At 50.1% G+C, this 14,497-nt stretch carries 20 protein-coding genes; 11 read left to right on the forward strand and 9 right to left on the reverse strand.

Annotation, left to right across the window (positions count from 1 at the left end; genetic code table 11):
* Positions 1-107 precede the first annotated feature (107 nt).
* Complete coding sequence (fliE, locus tag LC417_RS01315) at positions 108-419, forward strand: flagellar hook-basal body complex protein FliE (protein ID WP_003854485.1); 312 nt, start codon at positions 108-110, stop codon at positions 417-419.
* A 223-nt stretch (positions 420-642) separates the two neighbouring features.
* Complete coding sequence (locus tag LC417_RS01320) at positions 643-984, forward strand: hypothetical protein (protein WP_022625478.1); 342 nt, start codon at positions 643-645, stop codon at positions 982-984.
* A 177-nt stretch (positions 985-1,161) separates the two neighbouring features.
* Here the strand turns inward: LC417_RS01320 and LC417_RS01325 are convergent, their stop codons facing one another.
* Entirely contained in the window at positions 1,162-1,518 is a 357-nt protein-coding gene (locus LC417_RS01325) for a hypothetical protein (protein WP_223565371.1), read from the reverse strand.
* A gap of 466 nt (positions 1,519-1,984) precedes the next feature.
* Here LC417_RS01325 and LC417_RS01330 point away from each other — a divergent pair, with 466 nt between their 5' ends.
* Complete coding sequence (locus LC417_RS01330; protein ID WP_122458264.1) at positions 1,985-2,872, forward strand: benzoate transporter; 888 nt, start codon at positions 1,985-1,987, stop codon at positions 2,870-2,872.
* A gap of 37 nt (positions 2,873-2,909) precedes the next feature.
* Here the strand turns inward: LC417_RS01330 and LC417_RS01335 are convergent, their stop codons facing one another.
* Positions 2,910-3,110, reverse strand: coding sequence for a hypothetical protein (locus LC417_RS01335; protein WP_010247636.1), 201 nt, complete (start codon positions 3,108-3,110; stop codon positions 2,910-2,912).
* Between the two features lie 319 nt (positions 3,111-3,429).
* Between LC417_RS01335 and LC417_RS01340 the strand changes: the two genes are divergently transcribed.
* A complete protein-coding gene (locus LC417_RS01340; RefSeq protein WP_010247633.1) occupies positions 3,430-3,678 on the forward strand; it encodes a hypothetical protein in 249 nt (82 codons plus the stop codon).
* 66 nt (positions 3,679-3,744) lie between these two features.
* Here LC417_RS01340 and LC417_RS01345 read toward each other — a convergent pair whose 3' ends face one another.
* Positions 3,745-4,377, reverse strand: a complete 633-nt coding sequence (locus tag LC417_RS01345; RefSeq protein WP_022625481.1) for a helix-turn-helix domain-containing protein — start codon at positions 4,375-4,377, stop codon at positions 3,745-3,747.
* A gap of 136 nt (positions 4,378-4,513) precedes the next feature.
* Here LC417_RS01345 and LC417_RS01350 point away from each other — a divergent pair, with 136 nt between their 5' ends.
* The 3 genes from LC417_RS01350 (at position 4,514) to LC417_RS01360 (ending at position 5,643) form a co-directional block, all read left to right on the forward strand.
* A complete protein-coding gene (locus LC417_RS01350) occupies positions 4,514-4,897 on the forward strand; it encodes a hypothetical protein (RefSeq protein ID WP_010247627.1) in 384 nt (127 codons plus the stop codon).
* The gene (locus tag LC417_RS01355; RefSeq protein WP_010670838.1) at positions 4,884-5,225 is read left to right on the forward strand and encodes a hypothetical protein; all 342 of its coding nucleotides are present in this window, start codon (positions 4,884-4,886) and stop codon (positions 5,223-5,225) included. The genes LC417_RS01350 and LC417_RS01355 overlap by 14 nt, the downstream gene beginning before the upstream one ends.
* A gap of 151 nt (positions 5,226-5,376) precedes the next feature.
* Positions 5,377-5,643: a hypothetical protein gene (locus LC417_RS01360; protein ID WP_010670837.1), complete on the forward strand. Its 267-nt coding sequence runs from the start codon at positions 5,377-5,379 to the stop codon at positions 5,641-5,643.
* A 38-nt stretch (positions 5,644-5,681) separates the two neighbouring features.
* On the opposite strand, the gene LC417_RS01365 is transcribed toward LC417_RS01360, so the two are convergent.
* Positions 5,682-5,921: a DinI-like family protein gene (locus tag LC417_RS01365; protein WP_003854508.1), complete on the reverse strand. Its 240-nt coding sequence runs from the start codon at positions 5,919-5,921 to the stop codon at positions 5,682-5,684.
* Positions 5,922-6,095: 174 nt separating this feature from the next.
* On the opposite strand from LC417_RS01365, the gene iraP reads away from it, so the two are divergent.
* The gene (iraP, locus tag LC417_RS01370; RefSeq protein WP_010247621.1) at positions 6,096-6,395 is read left to right on the forward strand and encodes an anti-adapter protein IraP; all 300 of its coding nucleotides are present in this window, start codon (positions 6,096-6,098) and stop codon (positions 6,393-6,395) included.
* Positions 6,396-6,597: 202 nt separating this feature from the next.
* Here iraP and LC417_RS01375 read toward each other — a convergent pair whose 3' ends face one another.
* Positions 6,598-6,921, reverse strand: coding sequence for a DUF6388 family protein (locus tag LC417_RS01375; RefSeq protein WP_008926858.1), 324 nt, complete (start codon positions 6,919-6,921; stop codon positions 6,598-6,600).
* Between the two features lie 254 nt (positions 6,922-7,175).
* On the opposite strand from LC417_RS01375, the gene yedD reads away from it, so the two are divergent.
* Positions 7,176-7,649 (forward strand): lipoprotein YedD, encoded by a 474-nt coding sequence (gene yedD, locus LC417_RS01380; protein WP_022625482.1) that lies wholly within the window; start codon positions 7,176-7,178, stop codon positions 7,647-7,649.
* Between the two features lie 100 nt (positions 7,650-7,749).
* Here the strand turns inward: yedD and amyA are convergent, their stop codons facing one another.
* The 4 genes from amyA to fliD all read right to left on the reverse strand — a co-directional run bounded on the left by amyA (position 7,750) and on the right by fliD (position 11,529).
* Complete coding sequence (gene amyA, locus LC417_RS01385) at positions 7,750-9,231, reverse strand: alpha-amylase (RefSeq protein ID WP_223565372.1); 1,482 nt, start codon at positions 9,229-9,231, stop codon at positions 7,750-7,752.
* A 101-nt stretch (positions 9,232-9,332) separates the two neighbouring features.
* Positions 9,333-9,698, reverse strand: coding sequence for a flagella biosynthesis regulatory protein FliT (gene fliT, locus LC417_RS01390; protein WP_010247612.1), 366 nt, complete (start codon positions 9,696-9,698; stop codon positions 9,333-9,335).
* Positions 9,698-10,105 (reverse strand): flagellar export chaperone FliS, encoded by a 408-nt coding sequence (fliS, locus tag LC417_RS01395; protein WP_022625484.1) that lies wholly within the window; start codon positions 10,103-10,105, stop codon positions 9,698-9,700. Before fliS ends, fliT begins: the two co-directional genes overlap by 1 nt.
* A gap of 11 nt (positions 10,106-10,116) precedes the next feature.
* The gene (fliD, locus tag LC417_RS01400) at positions 10,117-11,529 is read right to left on the reverse strand and encodes a flagellar filament capping protein FliD (protein WP_223565373.1); all 1,413 of its coding nucleotides are present in this window, start codon (positions 11,527-11,529) and stop codon (positions 10,117-10,119) included.
* A 335-nt stretch (positions 11,530-11,864) separates the two neighbouring features.
* Here fliD and LC417_RS01405 point away from each other — a divergent pair, with 335 nt between their 5' ends.
* Positions 11,865-13,064, forward strand: a complete 1,200-nt coding sequence (locus LC417_RS01405; RefSeq protein WP_137227759.1) for a FliC/FljB family flagellin — start codon at positions 11,865-11,867, stop codon at positions 13,062-13,064.
* A 159-nt stretch (positions 13,065-13,223) separates the two neighbouring features.
* Positions 13,224-14,426: a flagellin lysine-N-methylase gene (fliB, locus tag LC417_RS01410; RefSeq protein WP_223565374.1), complete on the forward strand. Its 1,203-nt coding sequence runs from the start codon at positions 13,224-13,226 to the stop codon at positions 14,424-14,426.
* Positions 14,427-14,497: the final 71 nt, after the last annotated feature.

Below are 14,497 nucleotides of genomic sequence, written 5' to 3' on the forward strand. Positions count from 1 at the left end.
CTGGATAAGGTAGGGTTTTTGATGTCATTTAGCGGCTTTGTCTCATTGACAACGTGCTAACTTTTGCTCACATCAAAAATGTCATCCTCTTTAATAAGGTATCGTTCATGTCCATTCAGGCAATTGATGGCGTACTGCAGCAGCTACAGGCGACCTCACTGCAGGCCAGCAACCGCAGTAGTGAAGCCCCTAATCAGATCGATTTTGGTGCGACTATGAAAGCGGCGCTGGATAAGATCAGCGAGACGCAGACCACCGCCCGCACCCAGGCGCAGGATTTTGAGATGGGGAAACCCGGTATTGCGCTTAATGATGTGATGGTCGATCTGCAGAAATCGTCCATCTCAATGCAGATGGGTATTCAGGTCAGGAACAAGCTGGTGTCGGCGTATAGCGAAATTATGAATATGCAGGTTTAGTGAGCTGATTCCGCTGAACAAGGCACGCCTGCGTGGCAGTGGATTAGGGTAGTGCGTTGCCAGCATCAAGGCCGATCCCTTTGCTGAGTCTATGACCCTGTGCTGGCGATAATGCAGGTGTCATTGACTATACTGCTCTTTATTACGAGCCGTGCAGCAGGGAACTCACTCTTCGGTGCAGACGACCCGACCCCTCATCACCTATCAGCAGGACGCCAGCCCAATGCTAAAAAAACTTATCCTTATCGCATCGTTAATCAGCTTATCTCTCCCAGCCTTTGCTACCACGCAGTGCGGGCCGTTCTCTCTTAAACCTGATAAGAGCGGCTGGTTCTCGGTGAATGGAGAACGCGCTAAAACGCAGAAAGTCACCTTTGCGAAAGAGAAGGGCGATTACGACAACGCGACGGTCAAACTGCTGGTGAAAAACAGCAAAGCGCCGGGGATGGTGGATATGGAGCTGACGAACCGTGAGGGTAAAGGGCTGTTAAGAGCTGAAATCGTCCGCACCAGCCAGAGTCAGATCCGCATACGAGGCGCCTATGATTGCGAACCGGCTAAATAGGCTGAGCTTCGACTGCCCACTTCTGAACATGGCATAGCCCGGAAGCGGGCCTGATAAAAGCCTTTGAGTAGAAGAGTGCGAAAGGTTGTCAGGCAAGCGCTTGTACTCTGGCTGGCCTGACAACTAATGTCATCTCCTCATCATCAATCCTGCATCATCCCTATGCCGACGCGGCATTTAACTCGATGTTTTGCACCGCGCGATCATCCCTGAAACTGCTGTGCTGATATCTGATGCTTTTGGATCATAGTAAAATGTCGCACTGGTCTGATGATGGCTGAACTTTGCAATTTCAACCCAGGCCACGGTTTCATTATCCTGCTCAAGGTTATATCGCTTCGTGCCATCCGGCAGAGGTTCATCCTGCTCCAGATAGAGTCTTTGATCCTGTGCCGCTACGCTAAGGCAGGATTCAACCTGAAAAGGATGACCGTCGAAATAAGCGGTTTTTGTTGTCGGGTGTAATCCAACCCGTCCCATATCTACGCATCCGCCCATCAGACTTATGCTCAGGGCAATAATGATCTTCTTCATTAACTAAACCATCATAGTTATTTTGTTGACCAATAATATCCGGATATTGATCGTATCGCTCATTTTAATCAAAAATCTGCGCTTAATATTGCTGGCGTTACGGACTATATGTAACATTCTGCGCAACGCATTATGATGTAAGCAACGGACAGGAACTCAGTAGCCCGCATCAGGTGACTCATGCTGTCTGCTGGTGTTAACCGTTGTCAGGTGAATGTCAGGTAAATATCACTCTGAATGGTTGCTCATCATATCGTTAGTCTGCTTTGAGGTGGATGCCCGAAAATCATTGCCTGCAGCCTTTGTTAGCCAGTTTATTATAAACATGGATAGTTTTACGCAGTACATTACACACACATCAGGTTCACTAAAAAACGACCCAGTAAAAGGCGTTATACCTCTGTTGTGTTACGCATGTTGAGGTGTCCTGATGAAAATCCTTACTACTTAAGTGCCTCTGAATATTATGATTTATGACTGTTTTTTGTACTACGATGAAGATATCTTGCTTGAGATGCGTCTGAACACGCTTGAGCATGTTGTTGATCGGTTTGTCATTGTGGAATCGCGCTATACCTTTACCGGAAAACGCCGGGAAAAGCTTCATTTTGATATTGAGAAGTTCGATCGTTTCCGCGATAAAATTATTTATATTGTTAACGATATTGCGCCCAGATTTTATCAGGAAGCCTTTAAATCGAATAGTTCTCTGGTTAATGCGGGTGAGACTGATCCCTGGGAAAATGAAGCCACTGCACGTAATCAGATTATGCAGGGGCTGGCCGGCGCGCAGGATGATGATATTGTTATTGTGTCAGACGTCGATGAAATTCCCCGACCCGAGGCGATAAAAGCATTCAGTCATCAACATCTTTGCACGACGCTGCATCAGCAATATTTCAATTTTAAATTTAATGTCCGGGTTTTAAATGACGACGGCACACCGCGCTGTGCCACCCTGGCAAAAATGGTGACCTGTAAAACGCTGCGAAACTTTTTTATGGGACAACCGGAATTGCTTCGCAATGTTAAGCGTCGTGGGACACCGATACGCGAGAACTGGTTGCGCTGGAAGTGGCTAAATTTCCGGACGAAAACCATTAAGAACGCAGGGTGGCATTTTTCCTGGGTAATGAGCGATGAGCGCATCAGTGAAAAAATGTCTTCGATTTCTCATACCGAACGTAACTGTCCCGAATTTAATAATCCGGATCACATACGGCGCTGCGTTGAGAACAATATTGATATCTGGAACCGTCCGCGAAGGATGGAGATAGTGCCGGTGACATCCGAACATTTTCCAGCATGGCTGGTTGAAAATCAGCACCAGCTTGCCGATCTCATTAAATCTTAACGCTAGCAGCGCGCCCAGCGGGCGCGCCTCTCGCACATCAGCTTGCTTTGTAAGGATCTTTTTTGTCATCCTGGCTGTCATCGTTTTTGCGCGGCACTTCGCCATGATCTTTCGGCGCATCAGTGGCGGGATGATCATCTTCCTCGTAAGCATTACCAGCGTTTGGCGCGGCTTCGGGCAGGCTTTTGCTGACATCACCTTCTTTCTTACGTTCTTCATTCGTATTGTGTTTAAACATAACTCTCTCCTTTTATTCCAGTCTCTTAAGTTTAGACCAGCACTGACATCCCGCATGCGCAGCGGATTAATGAAGAAAAAAAAGCCCGCCAGCGGCGGGCTAATCGGAGTTTCTCTCATACTGAACACGTCATTTTTCGATGTTTGGGTGTGTACAGCAGGTTCATGCTAACCGGGAATCCCTGATGCTGTAATGGACAAACCTGTCATGTCGCTTGCGGCAGGTCACATTCCCGTCGATAAACAGATCGATAAATAAATTCGATTGAACGGATTAGCAAAAGGCATATAGTGGCCTGCGTTACCAGGAGATAGAAATTATGTTAAGAGACTATTTAAAGATTGAAGCTGAAGATCAGTTAATCGAACAACGCTCGCTGAGCCTGAAAAATCGTGGTCAGGAAGAGGTAACCGAATGGATTATTGTAAATAGCCAGGGAGTTAAAAAAGGCGGCGTAACCCTGTTCGATAAACTCAGTACCCGCCGCTCATGGCCCGTCAATTATCGCATTATGCAGACCGATCTGCAGGGCAAAGTGGTGGTGGATCAACTGACCGATGCCCTGTAATTGTCCGGCTATAAACTCAGCCACTGTTGTAGGATGAAAAGTGAACCCGCGCCCGGCGGGTTTTTTTTATGGCTGGCGATAGCGTCGCAGTTCTACCAGCGTACCAATCAGCTTCAGGCTGTCCCGGCTGGATTGCAGCTCAGGGAAGTTGATATTGACCGGTGCCAGTTCAAACTGCATGACGCCATTTTCACTGCCGCGCTGACGCCAGGTGCGTAGCAGCACGACCTGTTGCTGCAATGCCAGCACGCAGTCGCCGGGCTGAGGTGACTGCGTGGGATCGATGATCACCACATCATTGCGCAGAATCGCGGGCGTCATCGCCTGTTCTTCTACCCGGAAGGCAAAGCTCTGCTGCGAAAGCGCCATGTCATTGTGCATCAGCAGTTCATGCCGGACGGAACCGGCCTCGCTCAGCCATCGCGGCACGTCGCGCTGTGCAAGCAGTGGGATCTGGTGCAGACCACTCCAGGCGCTTTCGCTGAAAACAGGACCATCCCCATCTATCAGAAAAGCCGGTGCGCAGCCCAGCGCTTCGGCGAGCCGCAGCAGGTTCTCACCGCGCGGCAGCGTCTCCTCTTTTTCCCATTGCGAAATCGCCACATGGGACACTTTTACCTGTTGCGCCAATTGCTTCTGCGTTAACTGCAGCGATTTACGTCGGAGTCGGATGCGGTCACCCAGCGTTTCGTTTTTCATAAGCTTGACTTTTTGGTTGAGAGTGACTTAAGTATACTTAAGCCTGGTATTTAAGCAATCTTAAATTTCATGCGGGGGACGTGGCTAAGCAGCACGCAGTAAGTTCCAGAGACCTTACCGTACAAAGGGGTGTGGCATGGAAAGTAGTCTGATTACCAGTATGGGTGCGTTAGTTCTGGGTGGGGGGGCAGCAGCACTGTTCTGGAAACCGTTATTGGCGGGAATTGCGTCAATCGTAACCAGTAATCGAGCCGGCGGCGAAATTATTACCAGCTACAAAGAGCAGGTGGTGTTGCTGAAAGAGAGCAACCTGCTGATACGGGAGGAGAACGATGAATTACGCGAACGGCACGACAGGAATCTGCGGCGTATCTCGACACTCGAAACCGATCTTCGGTTAATCAAGAATGCGGTAGGGATTTTACTGGCAATGACCGAAACCGATCAGAACGATAAATTTCGTAATGAGATTGATCGGCTTATCTCAACTCTGGAGGATCGCAGTGATGGCCACGATTAATAGCACTAAGGCACCGATGTCTTACCGGCGCAAAGTTATTCTCGGCTGCGTATTGCTGAGCTGTTCGATGATTTGCATCCTGATGACGATCATTTTTCTCTACGTCAGTAACACCGCAAACAAGCGGGTCGAGGAGATTCGGGCGGATTACCGCTTAATTGCGGCGCGGCGTGATGACAGAGTGGAGCTGCTGACCGATCAGGTTGCAGCAATACAGCACAAGCTGGATGCAATACCGGATCGCATAGCCGACAAAACGGTCATAAAAGTCAAAGAGGTCGTCACTGAGAGTGAGGTGCCAGCCGTGAAATCCGGTCATAAACCATAACTTCCGATTATTCTTAATGCGGCTTCGCTATTATCGACTAGTTTTAAATATCCGGGCAACATTTTGTACCTGAATGCAGGCCCGCTGATTGGCCGGTTGATGAACCGCTAAGCCTACTCACTTTGGATAGATGACCAGAAGGAAATTTAGCATGAGCGATTCAACAGAAACCAAGACCAAAACTGAATATCTGCGTGACGTGACTTCTCAGCTAAAAGAGATGCGTCACTATGCTCAGACCAACACCGAAACCCTTTCCAGCCAATGGTTAGCGTTTGATGCGGGTGAGTATAAAGACAAGACCAACGCCGACCGAATCGATGCGTTGCTTAATAAGCAGGGTAAACTGCTGGAAGATCTGGATGCCGCGATTCAGGACATCGAGATTGAAGTTAATCACAGCGAGCAGGAGAGCTAAGTCATCTCCCGCTAACTGATGTGGTGGCCGTTAAGGGATTAATCGGCCACCAGCCACATTTCCGCTTCGTCGAACATCTCTTCAACAATCCGCGCAACCGTCGCTTTATCGTTCTTACTCAAATCAGTATCAATCGCATTACGTTCCATCGGCTTGACCTTAACTTCAATGTCAGGGAACACCCGATGCACCCGCTTTTCCAGCTCCTCACGAATCATCTCGCGGGCACCCGGTAAACCGGCAACGTTGCGCTTGTCATAAATCAACTCAACAAACATGATGGCAATCCATTCAGGGCAAAATCGCTGACATATAATACTGTAAATAAAAACAGTAGCAAGGCAGCGCGCCTGATTTCGTGTAAATTTTTATCTCGCATAAACCTCAATCTTCGACTAGCAAAATGCGCACGCATCGCGACATAATGGCGGCTTACTTTTAGGAGGTCCGCGATGCGACAACTGGTAATTGATATTCTGCTAAAACTGGCAAAGATGGACGTCGATGCAAAAGAGTTGACGGCGCAGCTTGAAGCGCAGTCCCTGCTGGTTGCGGCGCTGCTGGTGCAGGCGAAACAGGACAACTCGCTGACTATTTCAGAAACGGTGCAGGATGCCATTGTTACCGCTTCGCAATCTTCGACCGAGTTTCTGCAGTCTGATGTGGATCTGCTGCTGACGCATATTAATCGTCTGCTGGCGGTAGCGAGTTATGTTGAAGTAAAGGGTAAAGCGACGGAAGGTGAAGGGTAGGGGCGGATAAAAAAATTCGCCTCTGGAGGTGGAATTGAGACAACACCTGCAGAGGCAGTGCATCAGCACTATTCGTTAAAGGACAATCACGACCTGAGTCGCACGCCGAAGTTATACACTTTCCCCCGGTTAGTACAATTTTATCTGCAGTGCCGGAACTGGTTGGAGGTGTTTGCAATATACAACTTCAGCGCGGCCCTGATTAAAGCTCGTTTTTGATGCAAAACTCTTCCCAGCTCATCCCCAGCGACTCAGCATGAGATTTGAGATAAGTCTCGATAGCTTCAGCCGCCACCGCTTTATCCGGCTCAGCGAGCTGAATAGAAAAGATCATTCCATCCAGATTCTTCTGCCGCAAAAAGGCCGCATAGATGCGTTCGGCATGCCATTCGCGCAGCTGTCGCAGTGACAGGTTAGCTGCACGGGCGTCGCTCTCCGTTAATTCATCAAGTGCAGACTGAAAGTCGGGATGCGCGGTAAAAAACATCTCGCGCGCCTGGGCATAGTAGGCTTCTGGCGTTTTCATATTCATATTCCTGAAAGTCTGTTGCAGCGCGTCAGTGTAGCGGGTTGTCTTCCGCTTGTCAGGCGTGACAAAGGACGGAGTTTGCATCAGTACAACCTCTGATCTGCCGGTCAACAACCTGACCGTGGAGCTCGCTGCGGGTTAAATTCTGGCGCAATCAGGGTCTGCGTGGTGTTTGAACACCCAGATACCTTGCGCAACGCGGTGGAAAAATTATAACGTAGCCGCCATTGATGGGATCTTAGGGATTAAACATGAAAAAGTGGATGCTGATTGCCGCGCTGGCACTGAGTGGCTGTGCACAAATCAACGATTATGAAAATGCGGTGCAAACGCCGGCGCCCGCTGATCTGCAGGGAACCTGGCAAACCGTCGGTCCACAGAGCAGCCTGATCAGCGATAAGGCGATAGCCAGTGTGATCATCAATGCGGATGGCAGCACGCTGGACTGCCGTCAGTGGATGCGGGTGATTGCGAAGCCGGGCAAACTGACCCGGTTAAGCGGCGATTATGTCAACGTAACGCGTCAGGTGCGGGTGATGCCGCTGGTCGTGGAGAATGGCGAGCTGAGCTATGACAGGATGACCCTGCGTAAAGTGGCGCGTCCGACCGTAGAGTGTCAGCAGGCACTTGACGAGGTGGCGAAGCAGCCGAAAGCCGCGGTAATTCAGAACATCGAACCGCAACTGCTGCGCACACCGATTACAGAAAACAACGCGAAGTCATAACAGCCGGACCATAACAAAACCGCCCCGACGGGCAGAGCGCACTTCACGCTTCTGCCTGCCGGGGCGGGTTTAGTTTTGAGTCATTTCTTCTGCAACGACCTTATTCTGCAACCACCCAGACGCTGACACTGCCACCGTTACAGACAAAGACCGCCGTGCCGTGCTCGTCGGCAGTAATGGTCTCTTCCCGATTCCCCAGATGATCGCGCCAGACCTTACCGGCAAAACCTTCACCCATCGGCACGCTTTTCTCACCGGCATCGCCGTTCGACATGATCACCACACAGCCTGGCTGTGTTTCGGTGCCGCTGCGGCTGAAGGCCACACAATTTGGGTGATCAAAATAGTCGGTCTGTACGCCCCAGCCATACTGCTGGCGCGCCCGGATCAATCCTTCCAGTTCAGGGATCACCGGCATCTCAATTTTGTGCTTCTCGCCGTCGCCGCCTTCATCTTCATAGGTCGCGCCGAACAGGTCGGGATAGAAGATGGTAGGCACACCCTGCTCACGCAACAGGATCAGCGCATAGGCCAGCGGTTTAAACCAGGCTTCTACCGGTGCTTCCAGCGACTGCAGCGGCTGGGTGTCGTGGTTAGCCACGATCGTCACGGCATGCCATGGATCAGCGACCACCAGCGAGTTAGCAAAGATCTGGCTCATGTCGTAGCCGCTGCCCGCGGTTGAGGCCTGGTGGAAGTTCATGTGCAGTGGCGCATCAAACAGCATGGTTTTGCCTTCCACCTGATGCACATACTCCTGCAGCTTCTCCGTTTCAAACGACCAGTATTCTGCGACGATAAACATCGGCTCTTCAGCAACCTCCTGAATATGATCGATCCACTCTTTGTAGAACCAGGCCGGGATATGTTTTACCGCATCGAGACGAAAGCCGGTGCAGGGCACCTGTTCCATCACCCAGCGCGCCCAGTATTTGAGCTCTTCCCTGACCGCATTGTTGCGGAAATCGATGTTGGCACCCATCAGATAGTCGAAATTACCCAGTTCGTTATCAACCTGGTCGTTCCAGCCTTCGGCGGTGTAGTCATTGATGATTTTGAATACGCCGTTTTCGTCCGGATTTTCGATGTGGTCTACGCCGCTAAAGCATTTGTGGTCCCAGACAAATTTCGAATATTCCCCGGCGCGTGCCGGAAAAGTGAATTTTGTCCAGGCCTCGCACTCGACCACTTCGTCGTAGATTTCATCGCGGTTATCGGGATTAACGCGGTTAACGCTGATCGTCTCTTTTTCGTCGGCACCCATTTTGTGGTTGAGCACCACATCCAGCAGCACTCCAATGTTGTGACTGCGCAGGGCTTCTGTTGCCGCCAGTAACTGCTGTTTGTCGCCATATTTGGTGGCAACACCCCCTTTCTGATCAAATTCACCCAGGTCAAACAGATCGTAGCTGTCGTAACCGACAGAATAGCCCCCCGAATCCCCTTTGTAGCACGGTGGCAACCACGCCATGGTGATACCGATTTCGCTGAGCCAGGCCGCACGATCGGCGACTTCCGGCCACAGTTTGCTGCCATCCGGGTAATACCAATGGAAAAACTGTAATAACGTTGGGTTTTGCATGTACCACACTCCATGGGATGATGAAAATCAAGTATGGAGTAAGCGGCAAAAAAGAGACGCCGCGCAGAAAAATAAATCTGGCGGCGTGACAGAGCAGGGGATCAGGAGAGGGTTTCGTGCGGCACCATAACAACGCCGCCTTGATTGCTATAAGCGGACATCACCGATTTCTGGCGGCTGTTCTGACCCACCAGTGAGGCCAGCTCATCCATCCGCGCCTGCAGCAGACGTTTCACTTCACATTCGTTATCGAGAATACGGCGCAGCACCGGACGTAACTGCTCCTGAGTCTGTGCCGACGGCGACACGGCTTCTGTCGATTGGGCTAAGTTCTGCACCGCACTGACATACTCCATCTCCCTGCTGATCAATTCATCCCATTCGCCTTGTGCTGCATGACGCAGCATTCCCTGGCTGAGATCGAGTAACTGTTGGTAAACGGTAATCAGATGCGGTGCAGTAGTCATTAAACGGCGTCCTGAATCAGGTTAGGTTGAACCACTTCTTTCCACGCGTCCGCGATATTGCGCAGCAGGCCTTCGACTTCCTCGACCGCTGCAACATCATTGTGCAGGTTGGCATGCAACAGGCGACGCGTCATGTAGTTGTAAAGATCCAGCAGATTATCGGCCAGCTCATCACCACGGTTTTCAGTCAGGCCCTCTTTCAGGCCCGCTTCGATAATATTGATCGCTTTGGAGATCGAGTTGCCTTTGCCTTCAATATTGCCATCCTGCATAAACAAGCGGGCGCGGATTAACGCGCTCAGGGCACCGTCGAACAGCATCACAACCAGCTGCTGCTGGCTGGCGCTCATCACGGCGCTTTCGACGCCAATTTTTGCATAGGCTTTGGTGCCTGTAGCGCTGTACATGGTCACTCCTGTTATTTTTTAGACGAATCGGACGTGTCGAACTGCTGCGTCAGATAGGTGCTGGTCGAGTTGAGTTTACTGATGGCCATATCCAGCTGAGTAAATTGCGTTTTATAGCGTGCGATATCGGCATCAATGCGATCGCTGGTGGTGTTATAGAGGGTGGTTAACCTATTCAGTGTTTTACTCACGCCATCGGTGGCGGACTGAATAATCCCTTTAGTAGCCAGCCAGTCAGTCAGCTTACTGTCGATTTTAGCGGCGATACCGGTTTTACCGTCACCTACGATCATTGCTTTCACGCCCGCAGCATCTTTATCCAGTGCGCTGCTCAGCTTGGTTGAATCCAGTTTTAAGGAACCGGTGGTGGGGTCGGTGGTGACACCAATCTGACTCAGTGATTTAAAGGTAGATGTGCTCTGCGAATTGGTGAGCATGCTTTTCAGCTGCGTCTCAATCGTCCGTAACGTACTGTCACCCAGCAGGGCACCATTACTGGAGTCCTGTGCATCGCTGTTGGTATCCACTTTGGTGTATTTGGTCAGGGTATTAAACTGATCCAGCAACGTATTGTAAGCATCCACCCAGGCACTGATGGCGCTGGAGGCTTTTGAGGTGTCTTTGGTAATCGTCAGCGTCTCATCGCCAACTGTCTTCGCGGTCAGATTTAAAGTAATCCCTTCCAGCGCATCGCTAATCTGATTGCTGCTGTTTTCAATCGCAACATTGTTGACCGTCAGTTTGGCATTCTGCGCAGCGACGCTCTGGGTCATCACATTGCTGCTGGCGCTGGCGTCAAAGCCCACAATCCCCTGTAGCGTGCTGTCACCAGTGACGGCGATGGTTGCCACCGCATTGTCGCTGCCGGTTTTATTGGCGCTCATTGAGAGGCGGAAGCTGCCGTCTGATACCTTAATGATGCTGGCGGTGACGCCGGCATTGGCGCCGTTGATGGCGTCACGCATGCCGGTTAGCGAAGTCTGATCGCTGGAGAGCGTTACGCTTTTGCTGGTGCCATCTTTTAAGGTAATTGCGATGCTGCGGCTGGCCACGGAGCTGTCGCCCAGCGCGGCGGTGTTACTACTCTGTACGCCTGAGGTCAGAACCTGCGCCTGTGCCAGCTGCGAGACGTTAATGGCATATTTACCGGCTACGGTGCTGCCAGAAGTGGTCGCGCTGAACGCTGTGGAGCTACTGGCCGCAGTCGTAGCGGTAAACAGGTCAGCACTGTTCAGCTTGGTATTAGCAGCCTGGAAAGTTGTCAGTGAACTTTTCAGGGTGGCGTAAGCACTGAGCTTGGCCGTATAAGCTGTCTGCTGAGTAGAAATAGGTTTGAGTGAAGCTTTTTCAGCGGTGGTCAAACTGTCAAGCATGGTACTGAGTGGCAGGCCGGAACCCACACCGAGGTTGCTTATACTAGCCATATTAATTCCTTTATAAGGTCGACAGAAAATTGATACCTGGGTTATCGGCCTTGAATAAGGAAAGTTTAAGGTTATTTGCCTTAGGGTAATGAGGTAAATAAGCACTATAGAGAAGGGTAATTCAGCGGCTAGAAAATTAATGAATTAAGCCTAAAGAAGTTCGGGCGGGTGGCGATAACTTAAAACGTGACAGGTTGAAGCAGAAAAATTCGCCTGGTACTAAAAAAATTCTAAAGGTTGTTAAACGGCAGACGATAACAACTTTGACGGCGCTGAAGCCGGCGGGTTGAAGCCCACACCTTAACCGAAAGACTTGATTAACAGGAAAATTCATCATGGCCCAAGTCATTAATACCAACAGCCTCTCGCTGATCACTCAGAACAACATCAACAAGAACCAGTCAGCTCTGTCTACTTCAATGGAGCGTCTGTCTTCTGGTTTACGTATCAACAGCGCGAAAGATGACGCTGCTGGTCAGGCAATTGCCAACCGTTTCACCTCTAACATCAAGGGCCTGACTCAGGCTGCTCGTAACGCTAACGACGGTATCTCTGCTGCGCAGACTACTGAAGGCGCACTGTCAGAAATCAACAACAACTTACAGCGTGTTCGTGAACTGACTGTACAGGCTTCAAGCGGTACCAACTCAGCTTCTGACAAATCTTCAATCCAGGACGAAATCAAATCCCGTCTGAGCGAAATCGACCGCGTATCTGGTCAGACTCAGTTCAACGGCGTGAACGTGCTGGCTAAAGATGGCTCAATGAAAATTCAGGTTGGCGCTAACGATGGCGAAACTATCACCATCGACCTGAAGAAAATTGACTCTTCTACGCTGAAACTGAACACTTTCAACGTGAATGGTCCACAGGGTACACCTACTGCTGCTGCAGCTGCTGACTTCCAGAGCGTTTACGGTTCTACCAGTAACGTATCTAAAGCCACTGTTGCAGAAGGTACTGCTAACAGCCTGGCGACTCGTCTGGGTGTTGCTAACGCAAACGTCACTGTTACTGCAGACAAAGTCTATAAAGATGACAACGGCAACCTGTTCGCTAAAGTTAACGTGAAATCAGCCAGCGATGCAGAAACCAACAGCCTGAAAGCGAACGGTTTTGACATTGCTAACGGTGCAAACCAGGACTTCTACGTTGCAGTTGATGCGAAGGCTGCAGTAACGACTGCTGGTGGCGATACCGCTGCGTTCACACTGGATACGGCTAACATGAGCCTGTCTAACGTGACCTCGGGTTCAACTTCTGATCCACTGAAAAAGCTGGACGAAGCGATTGCCAGCGTTGATAAGTTCCGTTCTTCACTGGGTGCGATTCAGAACCGTCTGAACTCAGCCGTGACTAACCTGAACAACACCACCACTAACCTGTCTGCAGCACAGTCTCGTATTCAGGATGCTGACTACGCAACTGAAGTTTCAAACATGTCTAAAGCGCAGATCGTACAGCAGGCTGGTAACTCAGTGTTGGCTAAAGCTAACCAGGTTCCACAGCAGGTTCTGTCTCTGCTGCAGGGCTAATCACCCAACTTATAAAAGACAAACCCCGCTTCGGCGGGGTTTTTTTATGCCTGCGATTAGCCTGTTTTTTGCCCTGTTTCTCTGCCAATCAATCTCCCCTCGTTCCTTTATCCTCACACTAAGACTCTTTTTTAAATGCCTTTGTTGAGCAGGTAAATAATGAAAAATATTACTGTCGTGGAACCGCTCTTTGTCAGCGCCTTCAAATGTATTGGCAGTGAGTGTCGCGATCACTGCTGTAAGGGCTGGGATATCCACCTGGATAAGCCCACGGTCAATCGCTATTTAAAATCCTCGCTGATTGAAATCAAAACGCTGGCAGTTGAAAACATCACCACCACCCGCAAAAGCTTTGCCAGTTGGGGAACTATGAAGCTTAATGCTTCTGGCAACTGTGCATTTATGGATGAAAATCGCCTGTGCAAAGTGCATTCCCGGCTGGGTGCTGCCGCACTGAGCAACACCTGTGCGACCTATCCCCGAGCGGCGAACACCTTTAAATATGAACAGCAAAAAACGTTGGCGCTCTCCTGTCCGGAGGCGACCCGGCAATTATTAGCCTCACCTGACGCGATGCTGTTCGGGGAGAGCATCAGGCAACAACCTTATGGCAATGAAGCTAAAGATCTCGATCAGCAAAAGAAACTGCTGAATCTGATGTGTCTTAACATCATTAAATTCAGCGGCATTCATCTTGATGAAGGGTTTTACGCGCTGGCCAGCTTTCTGCTGGGTGCGGAAAGAGTAAGCCCTGAAGAAGACTGGCTGGTCCAGATGGAGCATCATTTTTCTGATGTCCTCAACAACCTGACACAGGGTGAAATCAGGCTGCAGCTTGACCAGGTTAAACCTGACTATAACCTGCAATGGTCTTTACTGTTGAGATTGCAAAGCTGGTTCAGCACCATGGCCGATAAGCGCGCCTTTCCTACCCTGAATCACTACGTTAATAAGCTGATTTACATTCAGGCCGAAGGGGCCAAAACCGATGACGTCAGTCAGCCAATGATCCGGCTGGACAACGTCTGGCAGAAGCAGGTTATGCCCTGGCTTGCTGAACGGCCGTGGATAATGAATAACTATATTCAGTACCGCATTTATGATGATTTCTTCCCTAATAACGAAAATCGCAGCCCGTTACTAAGCTTATATCTTCTGACGGCAGAATGGTTCCTGCTTAAATCACTGATTGCGGCCAATGTTGAGTTGGTCGGAACCGTCAGTGAAGAGGATATTATTAATATCATCTACAGCTACCACTCAATAACAAAACATACGCCACAATCGGTGATGGCGTTTCTGGCCGAGATTGATAAGGTCAAGGTCAATGACGATTTGTCGCTGATTTACCTGCTTAAATAATCTGAGGCGATGCAGCTTCGCATCATCGGCATCGCCCATTTGTCCCTGATAGCTACGGGCGGGCATTAGCT

Source organism: Pantoea sp. OVA07A, from assembly GCF_019969975.1.
GTDB lineage: Bacteria > Pseudomonadota > Gammaproteobacteria > Enterobacterales > Enterobacteriaceae > Pantoea > Pantoea agglomerans.

Coding starts and splice junctions, on each gene's coding strand:
- fliE (WP_003854485.1), top strand. CDS start 108: ATGTCCATTCAGGCAATTGATGGCGTACTGCAGCAGCTACAGGCGACC.
- LC417_RS01320 (WP_022625478.1), top strand. CDS start 643: ATGCTAAAAAAACTTATCCTTATCGCATCGTTAATCAGCTTATCTCTC.
- LC417_RS01325 (WP_223565371.1), bottom strand. CDS start 1,518: ATGAAGAAGATCATTATTGCCCTGAGCATAAGTCTGATGGGCGGATGC.
- LC417_RS01330 (WP_122458264.1), top strand. CDS start 1,985: ATGATTTATGACTGTTTTTTGTACTACGATGAAGATATCTTGCTTGAG.
- LC417_RS01335 (WP_010247636.1), bottom strand. CDS start 3,110: ATGTTTAAACACAATACGAATGAAGAACGTAAGAAAGAAGGTGATGTC.
- LC417_RS01340 (WP_010247633.1), top strand. CDS start 3,430: ATGTTAAGAGACTATTTAAAGATTGAAGCTGAAGATCAGTTAATCGAA.
- LC417_RS01345 (WP_022625481.1), bottom strand. CDS start 4,377: ATGAAAAACGAAACGCTGGGTGACCGCATCCGACTCCGACGTAAATCG.
- LC417_RS01350 (WP_010247627.1), top strand. CDS start 4,514: ATGGAAAGTAGTCTGATTACCAGTATGGGTGCGTTAGTTCTGGGTGGG.
- LC417_RS01355 (WP_010670838.1), top strand. CDS start 4,884: ATGGCCACGATTAATAGCACTAAGGCACCGATGTCTTACCGGCGCAAA.
- LC417_RS01360 (WP_010670837.1), top strand. CDS start 5,377: ATGAGCGATTCAACAGAAACCAAGACCAAAACTGAATATCTGCGTGAC.
- LC417_RS01365 (WP_003854508.1), bottom strand. CDS start 5,921: ATGTTTGTTGAGTTGATTTATGACAAGCGCAACGTTGCCGGTTTACCG.
- iraP (WP_010247621.1), top strand. CDS start 6,096: ATGCGACAACTGGTAATTGATATTCTGCTAAAACTGGCAAAGATGGAC.
- LC417_RS01375 (WP_008926858.1), bottom strand. CDS start 6,921: ATGAAAACGCCAGAAGCCTACTATGCCCAGGCGCGCGAGATGTTTTTT.
- yedD (WP_022625482.1), top strand. CDS start 7,176: ATGAAAAAGTGGATGCTGATTGCCGCGCTGGCACTGAGTGGCTGTGCA.
- amyA (WP_223565372.1), bottom strand. CDS start 9,231: ATGCAAAACCCAACGTTATTACAGTTTTTCCATTGGTATTACCCGGAT.
- fliT (WP_010247612.1), bottom strand. CDS start 9,698: ATGACTACTGCACCGCATCTGATTACCGTTTACCAACAGTTACTCGAT.
- fliS (WP_022625484.1), bottom strand. CDS start 10,105: ATGTACAGCGCTACAGGCACCAAAGCCTATGCAAAAATTGGCGTCGAA.
- fliD (WP_223565373.1), bottom strand. CDS start 11,529: ATGGCTAGTATAAGCAACCTCGGTGTGGGTTCCGGCCTGCCACTCAGT.
- LC417_RS01405 (WP_137227759.1), top strand. CDS start 11,865: ATGGCCCAAGTCATTAATACCAACAGCCTCTCGCTGATCACTCAGAAC.
- fliB (WP_223565374.1), top strand. CDS start 13,224: ATGAAAAATATTACTGTCGTGGAACCGCTCTTTGTCAGCGCCTTCAAA.